The sequence below is a fragment of the Streptomyces griseoruber genome, assembly GCF_001514205.1.
Lineage (GTDB): Bacteria > Actinomycetota > Actinomycetes > Streptomycetales > Streptomycetaceae > Streptomyces > Streptomyces griseoruber.
Window position 1 is genome coordinate 249194 of record NZ_KQ948765.1, and the last position, 18766, is coordinate 267959.

The following is an 18766-nucleotide window of genomic DNA, read 5'->3' on the forward strand; positions in this document are numbered from 1 at the left end:
CGGACTAGGCTGGAACGGATGTGGCGCGCCTGTTCACTGTGAGTGTCCGCGATGGAGTGGCGACGATGAGCCCGGAGTATCCGTTCGACGAGGCCGCGACGGCCCGGGTGGTCGTCGACGACACCGGCACGGTCGTCGGCTGGAACGAGGGTGCCCGCTCCCTGCTGGGCTGGGCACCGCCCGAGGTCGTGGGCCGGCCCGTCGGCGAGCTGCTGGCCGGGGGAAGGCCTCCGGCGCCCACCGGGCCCCGCTGGGACGGCACACTCGCCCTGCGCCACCGGGACGGCCGGACCGTACGGGTGTGGCTGCTCGCCCACCACCGCCCGGCCCTCCACGACACCCCGGGCACCTGGCTCGTCGTGACGCCGCTCGCCTCGGACGGTCACCGCACCTCCGACGCCCCCCTGGACACGGCCGCGCTGGCCCAGGTGCCGTGCGCCGTGGCCGTCTACGACGAGCGGCTGCGGCTGGTCCGGGTCAACGACGCGATGGCCGCGGCGATCGGCCTGCCCGAGGAACGCATCCGGGGGCTCCGGCTCTCCGAGATCGGCGGCCGGCCGCAGAGCGCCGAGCTGGAGACGCACATGATCCGGGTGCTCGCCAACGGGCGGGCGGAGGACGTCCAGATCTACACCCGCACCGGCGGCGAGGAGCGGGCGCACGCCTGGCTGGCACGGTTCAAGCCGGTCATCGACGCCCGGGGCCGGGTGCGGGGCGTGTGCCTCGCCGCGCACGACTTCACCGAGAACTACCTCGCCCGCGAGCGGCTGCGGCTGGTCAACGAGGCCAGCGTGCGGATCGGCAGCACCCTCGACGTCACCCGGACGGCTCAGGAGCTGGCCGAGGTGTGCGTGCCCGCGCTCGCCGACTTCGTCAGCGTCGATCTGCTGGACCCCCACGACGGCGGGGATCCGCCGGCCCGGCTCGTCGCCCCGCTGGAGCTGCGCCGGGCCGCGCACCACTCCGTCAACCCCGGCAACCCGATGGCCGTGGCCAAGCCCGGGGACGTCCTGCTCTATCCGGCCGGCTCGCCGCAGGCCGACTCGCTGATCGCGGGCCGCACCATCGTCGCCTCCGTGGACGAGCTGAACGCCTGGCTGGCCTGGGACACCCTGCGCGGCGAGCGGGTGCGCGAGTTCGGCATCCACTCCACGATGTCGGTGCCGATCCGGGCCCGGGGGGCGACCCTGGGCGTCGCGGTCCTCACCCGCTACCGGCGGCCGGACCCCTTCACCCCGGACGACGTGCTGCTCGCCGAGGAGATCACCGCCCGGGCGGCCGTCTGCGTCGACAACGCCCGCCGCTTCTCCCGCGAGCGCGACACGGCCCTCGCCCTCCAGCGCAGCCTGCTCCCGCGGTCCCTGCCCGAGACGGTCGCCGTCGACGCCGCCTCCCGCTATCTGCCGGCCGCGCGCGCCGGGGTGGGCGGCGACTGGTTCGACGTCATCCCGCTGTCGGGGATGCGGGTCGCCATGGTGGTCGGGGACGTGGTCGGCCAGGGCATCCAGGCCTCGGCGACCATGGGCCGGCTGCGGACCGCCGTGCGCACCCTCGCCGACATCGACCTGGCCCCCGACGAGCTGCTCACCCACCTCGACGATCTCGTCGTACGGCTGTCCGAGGAGGCCGGCGGCGAGGGCAGCCCCGGCGAGGTCGGCGCGAGCTGTCTGTACGCGGTGTACGACCCGGTGTCCCGGCGGTGCACGATGGCCCGGGCCGGACACCCCCCGCCGCTGCTGCTGCGGCCGGGCGGCACACCGCACCGGATCGATCTGCCCGCCGGTCCCGCGCTGGGCGTCGGTGGGCTGCCGTTCGAGTCGGCCGAGCTGGAACTGGCCGAGGGCAGTGTGCTCGCGTTCTACACGGACGGGCTGCTCGCGTCCGGCGAGCGGGACGCGGAGGCCGGTCACCGGCTGCTCAGCGAGGCCCTCGCCGTGTACTCGGACTCCCTGGACGAGACCTGCGACCGGGTGCTGCACGCCCTGCTGCCGGCCGGGGGCGTCGCCGACGACGTGGCGCTGCTGCTGGCACGCACCCGGGGGCTGCCCGCGGCGCAGGTCGCGACCTGGGACATTCCCGCCGACCCGGCGCTGGTCGCGCCGATCCGCAAGCAGGTCGTCGAGCAGCTCGCGCGCTGGGAGATGAGTGAGGCGTCGTTCACGGCCGAGCTGGTGGTGAGCGAGCTGGTCACCAACGCGATCCGGTACGGGGCCCATCCGATACGGCTGCGGCTGATCCACGACGCCACGACGTTGATCTGTGAGGTGTCCGACACCAGTCACACCGCGCCGCATCTGCGGCGGGCGAAGACATGGGACGAGGGTGGGCGGGGATTGTTGCTGGTCGCGCAGCTCACGCAGCGGTGGGGCAGTCGGCACACCGCGGAGGGGAAGACGATCTGGGCGGAGCTGGGGCTCTTCGAGGAGGAATAGGGCGTACGTGGTGGTGGGTTAGGTTGGACGGCGCGTGCGGGCCCTCTCGGGCTGGTCGCGCCCGCGCGGCGGAGCCGCACATTCCCTGCGGCCCCGCGCCCCTTGGTGGGTGGACGGGCCCTGAACCGTCATCCGACCGTCCTCCGGAGTTTTGCCCTGAACACCCCGCTCGCCGAAATTCTGTCCGCCGCGCTGCTCGTCGCCTCCCTCGCGTGGGCCGTCCTGCGTCCTGCCGGGCGGTCGGAGGCGTTCGTCGCCGTTCCGGCCGCTGTCGTGGCCGTGGGGCTGGGGGCGATCTCGCCGGGGCATGCGCTGGCGGAGGCCGAGCGGCTGGGGCCGGTCGTCGGGTTTCTCGCGGCGGTGCTGGTGCTGGCGCACCTGTGTGATGTCGAGGGGCTCTTCACGGCGTGCGGGGCGTGGATGGCGAGGCGGGCGGCGGGGCGGCCCCGGCGGCTGCTGACCGCGGTGTTCGTGCTGGCCTCCGTCATCACGGCCGTGCTCAGTCTGGACGCGACGGTGGTGCTGCTGACACCGGTGGTGTTCGCCACGGCCGCCCGGATGGGGGTGCGCTCCAAGCCGCACGTCTACGCCTGCGCGCATCTGTCCAACACGGCCTCCCTGCTGCTGCCGGTGTCGAATCTGACGAACCTGCTGGCGTTCACCGCGAGCGGGCTGAGCTTCACCCGGTTCGCGGCGCTGATGGCGCTGCCGTGGCTGGTCGCGGTGAGCCTGGAGTACGCGGTCTTCCGGCGCTTCTTCGCCGACGACCTGCCCGCCGAGCCGTCCGACGCCGTGTCCGACGCCGTGTCCGACGCCGGTCCGGCGCCCGAGCTGCCGCTGTTCGCGCTGGTCACGGTGGGGTGCACGCTGGCCGGGTTCGTGGTGGCCTCGGCGCTCGGGATCGAACCGGCGTGGGCGGCGCTCGCGGGCGCGCTGGTGATGGCCGGGCGGGCGCTGGCGCGGCGGCGGGTGACGCCGGTGGCGGTGGTGCGGTCGGCGGCGCCCGGTTTCCTGGCGTTCGTGCTCGCGCTCGGGATCGTCGTCCGGGCGGTCGTCGACAACGGGCTCGCCGAGGCGCTGCGGCACGCCCTGCCGGACGGCTCGGGGCTGCTCGCGCTGCTCGGCGCGGCCGCGGTGGCCGCCGTGCTCGCCAACCTGATCAACAATCTGCCGGCGGTCCTGGTGCTGGTCCCGCTGGCGGCCCCGGCCGGGACCGGGGCCGTCCTCGCGGTGCTCCTCGGGGTGAACATCGGCCCCAACCTGACGTACGCCGGCTCACTCGCGACCCTGCTGTGGCGGCGGGTGGTGCAGGAGCGCGCGGAGCACGTCGAGGTCGGGGAGTTCACACGGCTGGGCCTGCTCACCGTGCCGGTCACGCTGGGTGCGGCGGTCGTGGCGCTGTGGGCGTCCCTCCAGGTGGTCTGAGACGGCCGCGGCCGGTGTCAGCGGCGTCCGCCGCCGCCGGAGTAACCGTTGCCGGAGCCGTACCCGCCGCTCCCGTAGCCGCCGCTCCCGTACCCGCCGCTCCCGTAGCCGCCGCTCCCGTAGCCGGAGCCGCCGTAGCCGTATCCGGAGCCGCCGTCCTTGCCGCCCCAGGTGCAGTAGTACCAGGAGGAGTACGAGCAGGAGGTGCCCGAGGGGGAGCTGCCCGACGAGGAGGTGCCCGAGGAGCTCTTCGTCGTCGGGGTGGCCGAGGGGGTCGGGTCGGCCGACTTGGGCGTGGCCGCCTTGGGGGTCGGCGTCGGGCCGGCGGACCCGGCGTCGTCGGCGCCCCAGTTGACGAACTCCATCTGCGGGTCGGGCTGTGAGGTGTCGATCACCCAGCGCTGGGAGGTGCCGTTCGCGCGGTTCTTCAGGACCAGGGCTCCCGAGCCGTCGGTGGCGGCGGGGGCGAGGGCCAGGTTCTGGTCGGAGCGCGGGACGAGCGTGCCCTGGAGGGTGAAGTCGTACCGGACGTTCTTGGCGGTTCCCGCGGAGGAGTCCGAGCACTCGCCGAGCCGCACGGCGTAGCCGAGGTGGGAGTCGAGGCACAGGTTCGGGTCGGCGGCGCTGCGCAGCAGTCCGTCGGTCTCGTACGTCCACTGCTGGCCGGCGTCGGAGGAGCAGGCGGCCAGCTCGGTGTCGGCGCCCTTGGCCGCCTTGCCGCCGGCGATCCCGATGCACAGCCCGGAGGCGACGTTGTGCAGCCGGCCGTGCAGGGTGCCCTGGGTCTCCTGGTCGGCGATCCAGGACGGGCTGTCGGTGGCGGTGTCGGTGCCCGCCGAGGGGGTCTTCGTGCCCTCGCCCGCGGTCGGGCCGGTGCCGCCGTCGGAGCCGAGGGCGGCCCACACCACGAGCGGGAGGACGACCATGCCGCTGACCGTCAGGACGGCGGCGGTGAGGTTGCGGCGGCGGACCCGGCGGGCCGCCTTCCGGTCCGAGCGGCGGGACGCGGGACGGAGCGCGAGCTCGGCCCCGGAGCCGGGACCGGCCGCCGGCCGGGGCGTCCCGGCCCCGCCCTGCGCACCGGACGCGAGGCCCTGAGCCGGGGCCTCGGCGGGCATCCGGGGCGTGGCCGGTTCGCCGTCGAAGGCCTCGCCGACGGCGCCCGGGTGGCGCTCCCGCGCGGGCGCCGCCGTCCGTTCGCGTCCGTCCGCGGTGGCCCGGCCCTCCAGGTAGGCGCCGGCCGCCCAGCCCAGGATGCCCTCGGCCAGGGCGACGCCGAGGAGGCCCTCGAACTGCAGGAGCTGGTCGGCGGTGTGCGCACAGTGCCGGCACTGCTCGGTGTGGCCGCGCAGGTCGGGGTCGATGTCCATGCCGCCACGGCGGCAGGTGACGTCCAGCAGGCGGTGGTAGCGGTGGCACGCGTCGTCGGTGGCCTGCTCGCGGTGGACCTGGAGGACCTCCTCGCGCAGCCGCTCGCGGGAGCGGCGCAGTTCGACGTGGGCGCCCTCCTCGTCGAGGCCGAGCAGCCCGGCGGGGATCGCGAGGGGTTCGGCCTCGGCCTCGGTGTGCCAGAGCAGACAGCGGGCCGACTGGGGCAGCCGGTGGAAGGCGCGGGCGATCATGCGCCGGTTGGCCGGCGGGAGCAGCCGGGCGGCGACCGGGGTGTCGTCGGCGTCCTGGACGCGCAGGGCGGGGTGGAGCAGGTCACGGCGGCCGTCGGCGTCCCACTCGGCGGCCAGCCGGCGGACGGTGGCCAGCAGATGGGGGCGCCAGGCGGCGGTCGGTCCGTCCTGGTGCTGGGTCGCGCCGAACAGCCGGGTGAAGGCGGCGGTGGTGAGCATGCCGGCCGCGCGTTCGCCGTCGGTGCACAGCCGTGCGTAGGCGAAGACCGCCTCCCAGTGCCGGTCCAGCAACTCACCGACGGGGTGCAGTGCGGGCGACTCCCCCGTCCACTGGGTCAGTTCCGCGCTCAGCTGTTCGTCCGTCGCGTCGAGGCGGCGAGCCGAAGGGGAATTCGACAGGCCTGCGTCATTCACGGCTGCATTCCTCCTGGAGGCATGTCCGGGGGGAACGGGACATGCGGCAATAGGCAGGGTTCGACACCTGTGAGGTCAGCGGAGGAGCTGGCTCTTGTGAAGCGTGGGGGTGTGACGGAACACAGGGGCCTCGCGCGCACAGAGGAGAAAACGTTGTCCGTGCGCCGACACGCCACACCTTCGCACAGCCGGACCTGGAGGAACAAGAGATCTCGCGGTTTCGTGCGCCGTGTGCGGGGCCCAGGAATTGACGAAACGTCAAGGCACTGGAGGAGTTCGGGAGGGTCCCGGCATCGGTGTCCCCTTTTGCCGTCGTATTCAGGGTCGGTTTCCCGGGACGTCCATTGTGGAGCGTATTCCGTCCCGGTACGCGCCCGGCGGACTGCCGTAGCGGGCGCGGAACACCCGGGTGAAGTGGAAGGGGCTCACGAATCCGGAGGCCGCCGCGACGCGTTCCACGGGGAGGTCGGTGCCCTCCAGCAGCCGGGCGGCGTGCCGCAGCCGTGCCTCGCGCAGGGCCCGCATCGGGGACTGGCCGGTCTGCTCGGTGAAGAGGTGGGACAGCCGGGAGGGGGACAGCGCGACCCGGGCGGCGAGCGAGTCGACGGTGTGCGGGGCGCCGGGGTCGGCGGCGAGGAGCGCCTGGACCCGCCGGACACGCTCGTCGAGGCCGGGCGGCGGGAGGGGCGCACGGGCGGCGGCCGTGGTGAGCAGGACGGCCTCCTCCAGTGCGCACAGGGCGAGTTCACGCGCGGTGGTGCCGTGTGCCACGACGATGCCGGAGCCCTCCGGTGCCTCCTCGGCTCCCCCGGTCCAGCCGGCATCGGCGTACAGGCGCCGGAACGCTGCCTCGACGCGCGGGTGCAGGGCCTCCGGTACGGGGGTCACGGCGTACAGGCCGTCGTCGGTGCCGTACGGGCGCAGCCAGGGCGTCCAGGAGGGGCGGGCCTGGCAGTGCGCCCACCAGAACCGCCAGTGGGGGGCCCCGGGTTCGACGGCGTAACCGTGCGGGACACCCGGTGCGAGGACGACCAGATCACCGGCACCGGCCCGGACCTCGCTCGTGCCCTGTCGCAGCCGGCCCCGGCCGCCGGTCGTCCAGGTGAACAGCCAACTGTCCGATCCCCCGGGCCGGTCGACGCCGTACCCGGGGCCCTCGTCGAAGTGGGCCGCCACCACCAGACCGGGCGGCGGCGAGGGGTCCCCGGTCCCGGCAGCGGTGGGCAGGTCGTCAGCAGGCATGGGCATCCTCCGGTGGGCCGGGTCCGCCTCACCATAAGGGGACCCGATCGAGGAGGACACACATGCTGCGGCAGTACGAGGAGGACGGCTTCACCGTGGTCCGGGGGCTGTTCGGACCCGACGAAGTGGAGCGCCTGCGGGCGGAGTTCGCGGGGCTCCAGGCGGCGGGGCGGGCGGTGCCGGGGCACTTCGAGCCGCGCTCCGGGGACGATCCGCTGGACCGGTTCCCGAGGGTGATGCATCCGCACGAGATCAGTGCGCTCGCCCGGCGGGTGCTGCTGGACGGGCGGTTGCGGGAGGTGCTGGAGACGCTGCTGGGCGAGGAGGTGCTGGCCGCGCAGAGCATGTTCTACTTCAAGCCGCCGGGGGCGCGGGGGCAGGCGCTGCACCAGGACAACTTCTATCTGCGGGTGGAGCCGGGCACCTGTGTGGCGGCCTGGCTGGCGTGCGACGAGATCGATCGTGGGAACGGGGGGCTGGAAGTCGTTCCCGGTACGCATCGGATGGAGGTGTTCTGTCCGGAGGAGGCGGATGCGGAGGTGTCGTTCGCGCGGGAGTATGTGGCGCCGCCGGCCGGGCTGGCGCCCGTGCCGGTCGATATGGCGCCGGGGGATGTGCTGTTCTTCAACGGGAGTCTGGTGCACGGGTCTCCGCCGAACCGCAGCGGGGATCGGTTCCGGCGGTCGTTCATCGGGCATTACGTGGGGCGGTCGGCGGAGCGGATCGGGCGGTATTACCGGACCATGTCCATGAGTGGGGCGCGGGTTCCCTTGGAGGAGAGTGAGGGGGCGGGGCCCTGCGGGACGGAGTTCGCGTCGCCGATGGGGCCGCATTAGTGGTGTGGCGGGTGCGGGTCCGTGGGGCCGGCCGCGCCCACGCGGCGGAGCCGCACATCGATACAGCCCCGCGCCCCTGAAGGGGCGCTTCAGTGGCCGGCGATCGGATGGGGGCTGTAGGGGCGCTCCAGTTCCTCCCGTTCCTCCTCGGTCAGCTGCAGTTGCACCGCCGCCACCGCGTCCTCGATGTGCCGGGGCTTCGAGGCGCCGATGATCGGGGCCGTCACCTGGGGCTGGTGGAGGAGCCAGGAAAGGGCCACCTGCGCGCGGGGGACGCCCCGGTCGGCCGCGATACGGGAGACCGCCTCGACGATGGTGTGGTCGCCCTCGAGGTAGAGGGTGCTGCCGAAGGTGTCCGTGGCGCTGCGCTCGGTGGGGACTCCCCAGTCGCGGGTGAGGCGGCCCCGGGCCAGGGGACTCCAGGGCAGGACGCCCACGCCCTGGTCGGCGCAGAGCGGCAGCATCTCGCGCTCCTCCTCGCGGTAGAGGAGGTTGTAGTGGTTCTGCATGGAGACGAATGTCGTCCAGCCGTGCCGCTCGGCGGTGTACTGCATCTTGGAGAACTGCCAGGCGTACATCGAACTCGCTCCGATGTAGCGGACCTTGCCCGCCTTGACGACGTCGTGCAGCGCCTCCATCGTCTCCTCGACCGGGGTGTAGGGGTCGTAACGGTGGATCTGGTAGAGGTCGACGTGGTCCGTGCCCAGGCGGGTCAGGCTGTGGTCGAGTTCGGACAGGACAGCCTTGCGGGACAGCCCGCCGCCGTTGGGGCCTGGGCGCATCCGGCCGTGCACCTTCGTGGCGAGGACGATCTCGTCGCGGCGGGCGAAGTCGCGCAGCGCCCGGCCGACGATCTCCTCGCTGGTGCCGTCGGAGTAGACGTTCGCGGTGTCGAAGAAGGTGATGCCGGCGTCCAGCGCCTGGCGGATCAGCGGACGCGAGGCCTCCTCGTCGAGGGTCCACTCGTGCGCGCCCCGGTCGGGAAGGCCGTAGGTCATGCAGCCCAGACAGATCCGCGACACGTCCAGGCCCGTCGAACCGAGCTTCACGTACTGCATCGATGCTGCTCCTGACTCGGTGGGGAGTACGAAGGGGAGCCTACGTCGGCGCGGGCCGCTCCCCCGGGTGACTCACTCCACCAGGTCCAGCGCCCGTTCCCAGCCGAACTCCCCGCCCTGGTGGGGAGGTCCGAAGCGGACGCCCGTACCGCGCAGCCGTATGAGGCTGTCCCGGTAGGCGGGGTGGGCGGCGAGGCCGGCGGAGACGCAGGTCAGGACGCCGACCGGGACGCCCTGGCCGGTCACCTCGCACAGGGTGCCGAGGGCGAGGGTGTCGGCGATGCCGGCCGCCCACTTGTTGACCGTGTTGAAGGTGGCCGGGGCGACGACGACCGCGTCCGGGTCGGGGAAGGGGCGCGGGTCCCCCGGGCTGCGCCAGGCGGAGCGGATCGGCCGGCCGGTCTGTGCCTCGACGGCGGCCGTGTCGAAGAAGCCGTTCATGGCGTGCGGGGTGGCGATGACCCCGACCTGCCATTCCCGCTCCTGGGCTGCGGTGATCAGCGTGCCGACGCCCGAGGCGATACCGGCGGCGCAGACGACGACGTAGAGGAAGGGCGGCTTCTCGTCCGGTGCGGTCACCCGGGAACCCTATGCGAGCGGGAAGGACAGCCCTCGCTCGGACTCGGGGCGCGGGCCGTGGAAGCGGCGGTCCCCCTCGTCGATCCGTACGTCGTGGATGCCGGCCTCCCGGCGGGTCATCAGGCCGCGCTCGTCGAACTCCCAGAGTTCGTTGCCGTAGGAGCGCCACCAGTGGCCGTCGGCGTCCCGCGACTCGTACTGGAAGCGGACGGCGATGCGGTTCCCGTCGAACGCCCACAGGTCCTTGCGCAGGGCGTACTCGCGCTCGCGGGCCCACTTGGCGGTCAGGAAGTCGACGATCGCGGCGCGGCCGGTGAGGAAGGTGTCGCGGTTGCGCCAGACGGAGTCCTCGGAGTAGGCGAGCGCCACGCGGTGCGGGTCGCGGGTGTTCCAGGCGTCCTCGGCGGCCTGGACCTTCTGTGCGGCGGTCTCCCGGGTGAAGGGCGGGAAGGGCGGACGGGGGTCGGACATGGGGCTCCTCCTGGGGGTGCGGCTGCGGCGGCACGCGGAGAACGTGCGTTCTCCGGTACGCTGCCAACGTAGAGAACGGGCGTTCTCCCCGTCAAGGAGGACCCGGCGAGGAGGATCAGGAGCACGGTGATGGTGGCCATGGACGGCGCGACGGCCCGTGAACAGGCGCTCGACGCCGCGGAGATGCTGTTCTACGGGCGGGGTGTGCAGTCCGTGGGAATGGACGAGGTGCGGGCCGCCTCGGGGGTCTCGCTCAAGCGGCTGTATCAGCTGTTCCCCGCGAAGGAACTGCTGGTGGATGCCTATCTGGAGCGCCGGGACCTGCGCTGGCGGGGGCGGCTCGCGGAGTTCGTGGCACGGCGGGAGGAGCCCCGGGAGCGCATCCTCGCGGTGTTCGACTGGCTGGCGCAGTGGTTCGCCGAGCCGGACTTCCGGGGCTGCGCGTGGGTCAACGCGTACGGCGAACTGGGCGCGACCTCCGAGCGGGTGGCGGAGCGGGTACGGGCGCACAAGCGGGCGTTCCGGGAGTATCTCGGCGCGCTGGTCGCCGACGCCGGGCTGCCCGGCGCCCTGACCGGGCCGTTGTTCCTGCTGGCCGAGGGCGCGATGGTGACGGCCGGGATCGACGGGGCGGCGGCACCGGCCGCCGAGGCGCGGGAGGCGGCCCGGTTGCTGCTGGGGTGAGGGTCAGGCGAGGGGCAGGGGATCGCGCAGGTCGACCGTGAATCCGGCGCGGTCGAGGACGCCGGCGCCGAGCACGCTCACCAGTGCCGGTACGAGGCGCCGGCCGTCGCCGGGCAGCGGTACGGCCTCCGTCGTACCGGCGACCGCCTCCAGGTCGGCCGGCCCACGCCCCGCCGGGAGTGCGATGCGGGCCTCGAACACGGGTCGTCCCTCCACCGCGGCGAGGGTGAGGACGGGGTGGGGTGCGGTGCGCAGCCCCGCCTGTGCGGCGAAGGCGCGCTCCCGGGCGTCCTCGCCGACGAACACGCATGCGTCGGCCGGCACCGCCGGGCCCCCGTCGCGGGCGGTGGCCGCGACGGCCCTTTCGAAGATCGCCGGGCTGTTCTTCGCACCCCAGAGCACCAGCGCCTCGTCGGGGAAGCGGCCCGGGAACGCGGCGTGCAGGGCGGCCCCGGCCCGGGCGACGGCGTCTTCGCCCGGGCCGGGGTTGGACACGATCCCCTTGCGCGTCCGGGCGAAGGCGTCGAGCACGGCCAGGACGCGCGGCCGGGGCCGGAGAGTCAGGGAGCCGTCGGCCTCGACGGCCGCGTCCGCGAGGGTCGCTCCGATGTCGAAGAAGAGCACGGGCATGTCGGGGCCTCCGCACGGTGATCCGGTTCCCCCGTCGACCCTGGCCCACTGGGCCGTGTGCAGCAACCCGGGCGGCGATCCGCCCGGGGCGCACGGAGGCTTGCCTTCTTGGCCGTTCACTCCCGGGAGCCCCCATGCCGCTGCCTTCCGCACCCGCCCGCCGCACCCCGCTCCGGCGGCGGCCGCGGGCCCTGTCCGTCCTCGCCGTCTGCCTGGGCGCGCTGGCCCCGGCCGCCGTGGCCGACCCGGCCGGTGCCGCCTCGGGGACCCCGGACGACCGTACGCTGCAGCGCCGGCTGGCGGCGTTCGTCGACGGTCCCGGTGGGCCGCCGGGGGCGATCGCCGTGCTGCGCGGGGACGGGAGGACACGGGTCGTCCGGGCGGGTGTCGCCGACCTCGGCACGGGCCGGGCACCCCGGACGACCGACCACATGCGGATCGCCAGCACGGCCAAGGCGTTCAGCGGGGCGGTGGCGCTGAGCCTGGTGGACCGTCACCGGCTGCGGCTGGACGACACCCTGCGCGCACGTCTCCCCCAACTCCCTGCCGCCTGGGGCAAGGTGACACTCCGGCAGCTCCTCAACCACACCAGCGGGCTGCCGGACTACACGGAGTCCCCCGTGTTCCGCGCCCAGGTGCAGGCCGACCCGCACCGCCGCTTCGACCCGCACCACCTGCTCGACTACGTGGCCGGCCGGCCCCTGCGCTTCTCGCCCGGGAGCCGGTACCACTACTCCAACTCCGACAACATCGCCGTCGCGCTGATGGCGGAGGCGGTCACCGGGACGCCGTACGAGAAGCTGCTGCGCACGCTGGTGTACCGGCCGCTGGGGCTGCGCCACACCAGCCTGCCGCAGGGCTACCGGCTGCCCGTGCCCCATCTCCACGGGTACGACGTCTCCCCGCCCGGGCCGCCGGTGGACGTCAGCGAGCTGCTGAGCGCCTCCGGTGCCTGGGCGTCCGGCGGGATCGTCTCCACGCCCGCCGACGCGACCCGGTTCGTCCGCGGCTACGCCGGGGGCGCGCTGTACGGCGAGAAGGTCGTGCGGGAGCAGCGGCGGTGGCGGTCCGGGGCCTCGGAGCCGGCCGGGCCGGGACGCAACAGCACCGGCCTGGGCATCTTCCGCTACCAGACGCGCTGCGGTGTGGTGCTCGGGCACACCGGCAACTTCCCCGGGTACACCCAGCTGATGGCCGCGACCCCGGACGGCCGCCGCTCCCTGACGTTCTCGGTGACACGTCAGATCAACGCGGCCCAGACGCCCGCCGTGCTGGTGCGGATGCGCGCCCTCCAGGAGGACTTCGTCTGCGCCCTGCTGCGGGGCAGGGGCTGACCCGGGGGCTCCTGCGGGCCACCCGGCCGGTCACCCCTCCGGTCCGGGCACCTTGATCGCGCCGACCGGACAGGCCCGCGCGGCCTCCCGGACCATCGGGTCCCCGGCGCCGTCCTCCCGGCCGGGCAGCAGCACGCTGAAGCCGTCGTCGTCCTGGGTGAAGACGCCCGGTGCGGCCAGCGCGCACTGGCCGGCCCCGATACAGACGTCCCGGTCGACGCGGATGTGCCCGCGGGTGGGTGTGTCGCCGTGCATGGCGGTGCCTCTCACCAGGTCACGGGGAGTTCGAGCATCCCCTGGATGGTGTCGCCGGGTTTCCAGCGGGCGTCCTCGGCCGGGATCGCGAGCCGCAGGCCGGGCAGGCGCGCGAAGAGGGTGCCGAGCGCGATCTCCAGCTCGGCGCGGGCCAGGTTCTGGCCGAGGCACTGGTGGATGCCGAAGCCGAACGCCACGTGGTGGCGGGCGGAGCGGTGCCAGTCGAGGGTGTCGGGTTCGGGGTAGGCGGTCTCGTCGCGGTTGATGACCGAGGTGGAGAAGACCACGCCGTCCCCGGCCCGGATGGTGGTGCCGCCCACCTCGATGTCCTCGGTGGCCAGCCGCAGCAGCCCGTCCGCGATGGACAGCATCCGCATCAGCTCCTCGACGGCGGCCGGCAGCAGCGCGGGGTCGGCGCGCAGTTCGGCCAGCCGGTCGGGGTGCCGGAGCAGGGTGTACGTGCCGAGGGAGATCATGTTGGCGGTCGTCTCGTGTCCCGCGACCAGCAGGATGACGGCCAGGGCGATCGCGCCCTCGCGGTCCACGGTGCCGTCGCGCAGCCGCTCGTGGACCAGGACGTCGAGGACGCCGTCGCCGGGCGGGCCGGCCGCCTTGCGGTCGATCAGCGCGCCGAGGTACACGTCGAGCCGCTCCCGGGCGTCGACCACCTCCTCGGGCACCCGGCTGCGCAGCATCCGCCGGGACTGCTCCTCGAAGAACTCGTGATCGGCGTACGGCACTCCGAGCAGCTCGCAGATCACCGTGGACGGCACCGGCAGCGCGAAGGCGGAGACCAGCTCGGCGGACGGGCCCTGGGCGAGCATCGCGTCGATCCGCTCGTCGACGATCCGCTGGATGGCGGGGCGCAGCGCGGCGGCGCGTTTCAGTGTGAAGTTCGCGACCAGCATCCGGCGCTGGGCGTGGTGTTCGGGGTCGTCGACGTTGAGGAGGGCGGCCCGGCGGTCGAGCAGCGCCGCGAAGCGCGGGGAGGTCGCCGGGTAGCCGGGCCGGGTGCGGTCGGTGGACAGCCGGGGGTCCGCGAGCAGGGCGCGGGCCGTGTCGTGGCCGGTGACCGCCCAGGCGGTGCGGCCGTCGTAGAGGGTGACGCGGGACAGCGGGCGGGCGGTGCGCAGGGGGTCGTAGGCCGTGGGCGGGTGGAAGGGACAGGTGCGGTCCTGGGGGAAGGCGACCGGCTTCGACAGTGGGGGGAGTTCCGACAGTTCCGTCATGAGAGACCTCGCAGACGAAGGGCGCGTCGTACCGATCTTCATTAGATGCCCTGGGCATCTATAGAACGACAGGGAGTTCGGCCAGATCGGCGAAAGGGACAAGATGGCCGGAACCGTCCACTCCGCTGGGCTCTGCGGGGGCTCTGCGGGGGCTCTGCGGAGGCTCTGCGGAGGCTCTGCGGAGGCTCTGCGGGGCGTGCGCCCGCCTCGCGACGGGAAAACCGCTTGCCGGCGGGTGGGGGTGGGGCGCAGGATCCGGCCATGTCTCGATACGCCGTTCCCCTGCCGCTGACGTCCGACGCCGTCCTTCCGGCACGGCTCCAGCAGCAGCCCGGCCGTCCCCGGAGGCCCGATCCCGCGCGTCCGTGACGGCCGCGCTCGTCGCGGGCCTGATCGCGGGCTACGGCATCGCCGTACCCGTCGGGGCCGTCGCGACCTATCTCGTCTCCCTCACCGCCCGCACCTCCCTGCGCACCGGCGCGTGCGCCGCGCTCGGCGTCGCCACCGCCGACGGGCTCTACGCCCTCCTGGCCACGGTCGGCGGGTCCGCGCTCGCCGCCGCGCTGCGGCCGGTGCTGGTGCCGCTGCGCTGGGCCTCGGCCCTGGTGCTGCTGGCCCTCGCGGCGCGCGGCGCCCTGACGGCCGTACGCCACTACCGGGCCCACCGGCTCGCCACCCGCTCCGTACCCACCCCACCCACCGCCGCCCGGGCCTACCTCGCTCTGCTCGGCATCACGCTGCTCAACCCGACCACCGTCGTCTACTTCGCCGCGCTGGTGCTCGGCACCGGCGGCACGGACGCCGTACACCCCCTGGAACAGGGCGTGTTCGTGCTCGCCGCCTTCGCCGCGTCCGCGAGCTGGCAACTGCTGCTGGCCGGCGGCGGCGCCCTGCTCGGCCGGACCCTGACCGGCCACCGCGGCCGCCTGGCGACCGCGCTCGTGTCGAGCGGGGTGATGACCGTGCTGGCCGTCGGGATGATGGTGTAGGCCCGGGTGGGTCAGGGGGTGAAGGCCCGCGCGACGGCCAGGCTGTCCTCGTAGACGTGGTGGCGGACGACCAGGCCGTCGGCGACGGAGAGGTGCAGGGCGAATCCGGCCCGGTAGGAGCGTCCGGTGGGGGCGGCGGTCTGACGGATCTCGCCCAGCACCACCGCGTCGGCACCGTCGACGAGGACGCGCTCCACGCGCGTGTCCGCCGCCCCGGGCGTGTGGTGGGCGGCCAGGGCCCGGAAGTGGTCGGCCGCCTCGGCGCCGGTGGCACGGTGGCGGATCCAGGGCGTCTCGGCGCGGCCGTGCTCGTCCTCGGGCCAGGACAGCCGCCAGTCGACGCCGTCGGCGTACAGGGCGGCGATCCGCTCCGGGTCGCCCTCGCCGATACGGCGCAGCAGCTCCTCGATCACGGCACGGGTGTCCGTCGTCTTCGTCATGGCTCCGAGTGTGCCGGTGGGGTGCGGACCGCGCGATGACCCGTGAGGTAAGGGGGTGCGGATGAATCGAGGGGGCGCCGGTGTTGAAGGGGTCAGCCGGTCGCGAACGACCATGTGACGAAGGGACGGATGCCATGCCCCTCAAAGGTGAGTACGAGCCCAGCCCGACCCAGTGGGTGCGCGAGCAGGTGGAGCTGTACGAGAGCTCCGGCGGCACCGAGGGGACGACACTGCAGGAGACGGGGCTCCCGGTCATCCTGCTGACCACCCGGGGCGCCCGCAGCGGCAAGCTCCGCAAGACCCCGCTGATGCGGGTCGAGCACGACGGACGGTACGCGCTCGTCGCCTCCCAGGGCGGGGCACCCACCCACCCGGTCTGGTACCACAACCTCAGGGCCGACCCGGAGGTGGAGCTCCAGGACGGTCCCGAGAAGCAGGACATGACGGTCCGTGAGATCAGCGGTGCGGAGAAGGCCCAGTGGTGGGAGCGTGCCGTCGCCGCGTATCCGCCGTACGCCGACTACCAGGAGAAGACCGACCGGGAGATTCCCGTGTTCGTCGCCGAGCCGCAGACCGGCTGACCCCACGGCGGCGGCGAACGCGTAGAAAAATCTGCCGCCGGGCCGCATGAACCGGCCCGCACCGGGCACCCGACAGTCAGGCCCCGCCGCGCTCCCCCGTCGCGGCGGGGCCCCTGCCTGCCCCGGGGACCGCGTCGCCGACGGCCGGGGCTCAGCCGGCCACCAGCCACTCCCCGTCCCGCATCACCTCGCACTCCCCGGTCTCCTCCTCGCGGGTCCGCCAGGAACGGATCCGCTGCGGACGGATGAGGAAGTACAGGTGGGGCGCGGCCAGTTCACGGGGGTCGAAACCGGTCTTGCCGGCGAAGATCTCGGCGTCCTCCTCCGGGAGGTCGGCGGGCGGGACGGCGACCGCCACGCCCTCGATCATGACCACGTCGTCGGCCGGGCCGACGGCGAGGCGTGCCACACCGGTGTCGTGCAGGGCACGGCCGGTGGGGGTGGTGACCGGAGCGGCGACCAGCAGGACGGCGCCGTCCCAGACGTAGGAGAGCGGGGCCAGCTGGGGGGCGCCGCCGTCCTCGGCGGCCGTGGCGACCCAGACGTCGACGTCGTGTTCCAGCCGGTGGAGCGTGTCGTGCTTGCGCTGCTGCGCGGTGCGTGCCGGTGCTCGGGTCATGTCTCCAGTGTGGCCACGGCCCGCACCCCCGCACCCCGGGACGGCCCCGGCCCCGCCCCTCGACGTCACACCCCCCTGGACTTCCTGGACAGGTGTCCGGTTATAGTGGACACCTGTCCAGGAAGTTGAGGGAGATCATGGAAATTCTGGCCGATGTGCTGGTCGCGCTGGTGGCGGTGCTGCATCTCTACATCCTCGTGATGGAGATGTTCCTGTGGCAGAAGAAGCCGGGGATGGGCTTCCACGGGTTCGACGCGGAGATGGCGCGGCGCACGGCCCCGATGGCCGCCAACCAGGGGCTGTACAACGGGTTTCTGGCGGCGGGACTGGTGTGGGGGCTCGTCGCCGGGGATCCGACCGGGTTCGCGGCACAGGTGTTCTTCCTGTCGTGCGTGATCGTCGCGGGCGTGTACGGCGCGGTCACCGCCAACCGGCGGATCCTGGTCGCCCAGGCCCTGCCCGGCGCGCTCGCCCTGGCCGCCGTGCTCGTCGCGCGGTGATCCGGGCGGAGGCCGAGGACCCGAGGGCGGCCCGGACGCGGGCCCGGTTGCGGGCCGCGCTGCTGGCGGAGTGCGCGGAGCGGCCGCTGGAGGAGGTGGGCGTGGCGGCGCTGGTGCGGCGGGCCGGTGTCGGCCGGGCCACCTTCTACGTGCACTACCCCGACCTCGAGGCCCTGGCCGTCGACGCGTGCGCGGATGTCGTACGCGAGGCCGTGGAGGCGTTGCACGCCTGGCAGGGGCGGCCGGACCCGGTGCGGGCGCCGGCCGCCCTGGCGGAGTTCTTCGCCTCGCTCACCCCGCACGCCCCGCTCTACCGCACCCTGCTCGCGCCGGGCGGCGGCGGTCCGCTCGGCCGGGTACTGCACCGGGACCTGCGGGCCTACAGCCTGCGGGAGCGTGAACGGGCGGGCGCGGCCGACGCCCCGCTGGTGGCCTCGGCCGTCGCCGCCACCTTCGCCGGCGTGCTGGCCGACTGGCTGCACGGCGACCTCGGCGGCTCCCCCGGTGAGATCGCCGACCAGGTCTGGCAGTTGCTGGTCGCGCTGCACGCCAGCCGCTGAACGGCGGTCACTTGCAGGCGATCGGCTCCTTCGCCAGCGGCCAGGCCTCGACGCCGTCGGAGGTGCGGACGTAGGCCGTCGTACGGTCCTTCGTCAGCCACAACCGCCAGTGGCCGTAGCGGTATCCGGTGTCCTGGGCGTCGGCCGGCATCCGGACGTCGTCGTCGTACGGGGTGGTGAGCAGGACGGACGCGAGCACACCGTCGGGGTCGCGGACGTACTGCCGATAGCCCTCGCCCCGGGCGATCCCCAGGAAGTGCGCCGTCTCCCAGCCGCAGTGCTCCGCCCCGGCGTAGCTGGTCAGGGTGGTGGTCGGGACGCGTTTCCCGGCACTGTCGGTCCAGATCTCGAGGCCGAGGGAGTCGGTGTAGCTCGCGGGGAGTTCGGCCGGGTCGCAGGAGGCGTTCGTCTCCGGGCCCCAGCCCGGTCTGCCCTTCTGGTCCTCGGCGACCACGACCGCGACCTTCGTCCGGCCGCCGACGTCGTACGAGTACAGGACCCGGCCGTCCGCCGAGCGCTCCACCCGGTAACCGGAGCGCGGCATCTGCGGATCGAACATGTCGAAGAAGAGCCGGAGCCCGTCCTCCGGGGAGTCACCGCCGTCGCCGCCGCTCCAGCCGTCGGGGCCGCCGCCGTCGTAGATCTCGCCGTCGCACTCCAGCGCCCGCCCCGCGGCACCGGACTCGGCGAGCAGGGCCTGCGGGGTGTACGTGTCGCGGGTCGTCGTCGCGATGTCCAGCGGTCCGGCGTACGGCGTCGCCGGCGGCGATCCCTCGACGACCAGGTCCGCCTTCTCCCCCGCCCCGCAGCCCACGGCCGCCACCAGTGCCGCCGTCACCGCCGCCAGCCCTCTGCGCATGCGCGTC

The 18766-nt window shown here is 73.9% G+C and carries 20 protein-coding genes; 9 read left to right on the top strand and 11 right to left on the bottom strand.

Annotated features, from left to right (window positions below):
- The first annotated feature begins 65 nt into the window (after positions 1-65).
- Positions 66-2432 (top strand): SpoIIE family protein phosphatase, encoded by a 2367-nt coding sequence (locus AQJ64_RS09360; RefSeq protein ID WP_055631622.1) that lies wholly within the window; start codon positions 66-68, stop codon positions 2430-2432.
- Positions 2433-2588: 156 nt separating this feature from the next.
- Positions 2589-3857, top strand: a complete 1269-nt coding sequence (locus AQJ64_RS09365) for an SLC13 family permease (protein ID WP_206189600.1) — start codon at positions 2589-2591, stop codon at positions 3855-3857.
- A 17-nt stretch (positions 3858-3874) separates the two neighbouring features.
- Here the strand turns inward: AQJ64_RS09365 and AQJ64_RS50040 are convergent, their stop codons facing one another.
- Both AQJ64_RS50040 and AQJ64_RS09375 read right to left on the bottom strand, forming a co-directional pair.
- The gene (locus AQJ64_RS50040) at positions 3875-5893 is read right to left on the bottom strand and encodes an RICIN domain-containing protein (RefSeq protein WP_055631623.1); all 2019 of its coding nucleotides are present in this window, start codon (positions 5891-5893) and stop codon (positions 3875-3877) included.
- 318 nt (positions 5894-6211) lie between these two features.
- The gene (locus AQJ64_RS09375) at positions 6212-7135 is read right to left on the bottom strand and encodes a helix-turn-helix domain-containing protein (protein WP_055631624.1); all 924 of its coding nucleotides are present in this window, start codon (positions 7133-7135) and stop codon (positions 6212-6214) included.
- A gap of 62 nt (positions 7136-7197) precedes the next feature.
- Between AQJ64_RS09375 and AQJ64_RS09380 the strand changes: the two genes are divergently transcribed.
- Positions 7198-7971 (top strand): phytanoyl-CoA dioxygenase family protein, encoded by a 774-nt coding sequence (locus tag AQJ64_RS09380; RefSeq protein ID WP_055631625.1) that lies wholly within the window; start codon positions 7198-7200, stop codon positions 7969-7971.
- A gap of 89 nt (positions 7972-8060) precedes the next feature.
- Here the strand turns inward: AQJ64_RS09380 and AQJ64_RS09385 are convergent, their stop codons facing one another.
- The 3 genes from AQJ64_RS09385 to AQJ64_RS09395 form a co-directional block, all read right to left on the bottom strand.
- Positions 8061-9029, bottom strand: coding sequence for an aldo/keto reductase (locus tag AQJ64_RS09385; RefSeq protein ID WP_055631626.1), 969 nt, complete (start codon positions 9027-9029; stop codon positions 8061-8063).
- Positions 9030-9101: 72 nt separating this feature from the next.
- Positions 9102-9608, bottom strand: coding sequence for a flavoprotein (locus AQJ64_RS09390; RefSeq protein WP_059202561.1), 507 nt, complete (start codon positions 9606-9608; stop codon positions 9102-9104).
- 9 nt (positions 9609-9617) lie between these two features.
- Positions 9618-10079 (bottom strand): nuclear transport factor 2 family protein, encoded by a 462-nt coding sequence (locus AQJ64_RS09395; RefSeq protein ID WP_059202562.1) that lies wholly within the window; start codon positions 10077-10079, stop codon positions 9618-9620.
- A 138-nt stretch (positions 10080-10217) separates the two neighbouring features.
- On the opposite strand from AQJ64_RS09395, the gene AQJ64_RS09400 reads away from it, so the two are divergent.
- Positions 10218-10763 carry a TetR/AcrR family transcriptional regulator gene (locus tag AQJ64_RS09400; RefSeq protein WP_055638843.1) on the top strand — a complete coding sequence of 182 codons (546 nt, stop codon included), beginning with the start codon at positions 10218-10220 and terminating at the stop codon, positions 10761-10763.
- A 3-nt stretch (positions 10764-10766) separates the two neighbouring features.
- On the opposite strand, the gene AQJ64_RS47850 is transcribed toward AQJ64_RS09400, so the two are convergent.
- Positions 10767-11393, bottom strand: a complete 627-nt coding sequence (locus AQJ64_RS47850) for a hypothetical protein (RefSeq protein ID WP_055638835.1) — start codon at positions 11391-11393, stop codon at positions 10767-10769.
- A 134-nt stretch (positions 11394-11527) separates the two neighbouring features.
- Here AQJ64_RS47850 and AQJ64_RS09410 point away from each other — a divergent pair, with 134 nt between their 5' ends.
- A complete protein-coding gene (locus AQJ64_RS09410) occupies positions 11528-12727 on the top strand; it encodes a serine hydrolase domain-containing protein (protein ID WP_055638836.1) in 1200 nt (399 codons plus the stop codon).
- Between the two features lie 30 nt (positions 12728-12757).
- Here AQJ64_RS09410 and AQJ64_RS09415 read toward each other — a convergent pair whose 3' ends face one another.
- Both AQJ64_RS09415 and AQJ64_RS09420 read right to left on the bottom strand, forming a co-directional pair.
- Positions 12758-12982 (bottom strand): ferredoxin, encoded by a 225-nt coding sequence (locus AQJ64_RS09415; RefSeq protein WP_055638837.1) that lies wholly within the window; start codon positions 12980-12982, stop codon positions 12758-12760.
- 11 nt (positions 12983-12993) lie between these two features.
- Entirely contained in the window at positions 12994-14211 is a 1218-nt protein-coding gene (locus tag AQJ64_RS09420) for a cytochrome P450 (RefSeq protein ID WP_055638838.1), read from the bottom strand.
- A 365-nt stretch (positions 14212-14576) separates the two neighbouring features.
- On the opposite strand from AQJ64_RS09420, the gene AQJ64_RS09425 reads away from it, so the two are divergent.
- On the top strand, positions 14577-15200 hold the full coding sequence (locus tag AQJ64_RS09425; protein ID WP_055638839.1) for a LysE family transporter: 624 nt from the start codon (positions 14577-14579) through the stop codon (positions 15198-15200).
- A gap of 11 nt (positions 15201-15211) precedes the next feature.
- On the opposite strand, the gene AQJ64_RS09430 is transcribed toward AQJ64_RS09425, so the two are convergent.
- A complete protein-coding gene (locus tag AQJ64_RS09430; protein WP_055638840.1) occupies positions 15212-15640 on the bottom strand; it encodes a nuclear transport factor 2 family protein in 429 nt (142 codons plus the stop codon).
- Between the two features lie 134 nt (positions 15641-15774).
- Between AQJ64_RS09430 and AQJ64_RS09435 the strand changes: the two genes are divergently transcribed.
- Positions 15775-16221, top strand: a complete 447-nt coding sequence (locus AQJ64_RS09435; RefSeq protein ID WP_055638841.1) for a nitroreductase family deazaflavin-dependent oxidoreductase — start codon at positions 15775-15777, stop codon at positions 16219-16221.
- 151 nt (positions 16222-16372) lie between these two features.
- On the opposite strand, the gene AQJ64_RS09440 is transcribed toward AQJ64_RS09435, so the two are convergent.
- Complete coding sequence (locus AQJ64_RS09440) at positions 16373-16840, bottom strand: hypothetical protein (protein ID WP_055638842.1); 468 nt, start codon at positions 16838-16840, stop codon at positions 16373-16375.
- Positions 16841-16977: 137 nt separating this feature from the next.
- On the opposite strand from AQJ64_RS09440, the gene AQJ64_RS09445 reads away from it, so the two are divergent.
- Both AQJ64_RS09445 and AQJ64_RS09450 read left to right on the top strand, forming a co-directional pair.
- Positions 16978-17340, top strand: a complete 363-nt coding sequence (locus tag AQJ64_RS09445) for a DUF1304 domain-containing protein (protein WP_055635290.1) — start codon at positions 16978-16980, stop codon at positions 17338-17340.
- Positions 17337-17900: a TetR/AcrR family transcriptional regulator gene (locus tag AQJ64_RS09450; protein WP_055635291.1), complete on the top strand. Its 564-nt coding sequence runs from the start codon at positions 17337-17339 to the stop codon at positions 17898-17900. Before AQJ64_RS09445 ends, AQJ64_RS09450 begins: the two co-directional genes overlap by 4 nt.
- Positions 17901-17907: 7 nt before the next feature.
- Here AQJ64_RS09450 and AQJ64_RS09455 read toward each other — a convergent pair whose 3' ends face one another.
- Positions 17908-18759, bottom strand: a complete 852-nt coding sequence (locus tag AQJ64_RS09455; protein ID WP_055635292.1) for a hypothetical protein — start codon at positions 18757-18759, stop codon at positions 17908-17910.
- Between the last annotated feature and the right edge of the window lie 7 nt (positions 18760-18766).

Bases quoted from the DNA above. Each gene is read 5' to 3' on its own strand.
- AQJ64_RS47850 (WP_055638835.1), bottom strand. From the start codon at position 11,393: ATGCCCGTGCTCTTCTTCGACATCGGAGCGACCCTCGCGGACGCGGCC.
- AQJ64_RS09375 (WP_055631624.1), bottom strand. From the start codon at position 7,135: ATGCCTGCTGACGACCTGCCCACCGCTGCCGGGACCGGGGACCCCTCG.
- AQJ64_RS09430 (WP_055638840.1), bottom strand. From the start codon at position 15,640: ATGACGAAGACGACGGACACCCGTGCCGTGATCGAGGAGCTGCTGCGC.
- AQJ64_RS09445 (WP_055635290.1), top strand. From the start codon at position 16,978: ATGGAAATTCTGGCCGATGTGCTGGTCGCGCTGGTGGCGGTGCTGCAT.
- AQJ64_RS09385 (WP_055631626.1), bottom strand. From the start codon at position 9,029: ATGCAGTACGTGAAGCTCGGTTCGACGGGCCTGGACGTGTCGCGGATC.
- AQJ64_RS09360 (WP_055631622.1), top strand. From the start codon at position 66: ATGAGCCCGGAGTATCCGTTCGACGAGGCCGCGACGGCCCGGGTGGTC.
- AQJ64_RS09400 (WP_055638843.1), top strand. From the start codon at position 10,218: ATGGACGGCGCGACGGCCCGTGAACAGGCGCTCGACGCCGCGGAGATG.
- AQJ64_RS09455 (WP_055635292.1), bottom strand. From the start codon at position 18,759: ATGCGCAGAGGGCTGGCGGCGGTGACGGCGGCACTGGTGGCGGCCGTG.
- AQJ64_RS09395 (WP_059202562.1), bottom strand. From the start codon at position 10,079: ATGTCCGACCCCCGTCCGCCCTTCCCGCCCTTCACCCGGGAGACCGCC.
- AQJ64_RS09380 (WP_055631625.1), top strand. From the start codon at position 7,198: ATGCTGCGGCAGTACGAGGAGGACGGCTTCACCGTGGTCCGGGGGCTG.
- AQJ64_RS09415 (WP_055638837.1), bottom strand. From the start codon at position 12,982: ATGCACGGCGACACACCCACCCGCGGGCACATCCGCGTCGACCGGGAC.
- AQJ64_RS09440 (WP_055638842.1), bottom strand. From the start codon at position 16,840: ATGACCCGAGCACCGGCACGCACCGCGCAGCAGCGCAAGCACGACACG.
- AQJ64_RS09435 (WP_055638841.1), top strand. From the start codon at position 15,775: ATGCCCCTCAAAGGTGAGTACGAGCCCAGCCCGACCCAGTGGGTGCGC.
- AQJ64_RS09410 (WP_055638836.1), top strand. From the start codon at position 11,528: ATGCCGCTGCCTTCCGCACCCGCCCGCCGCACCCCGCTCCGGCGGCGG.
- AQJ64_RS09420 (WP_055638838.1), bottom strand. From the start codon at position 14,211: ATGACGGAACTGTCGGAACTCCCCCCACTGTCGAAGCCGGTCGCCTTC.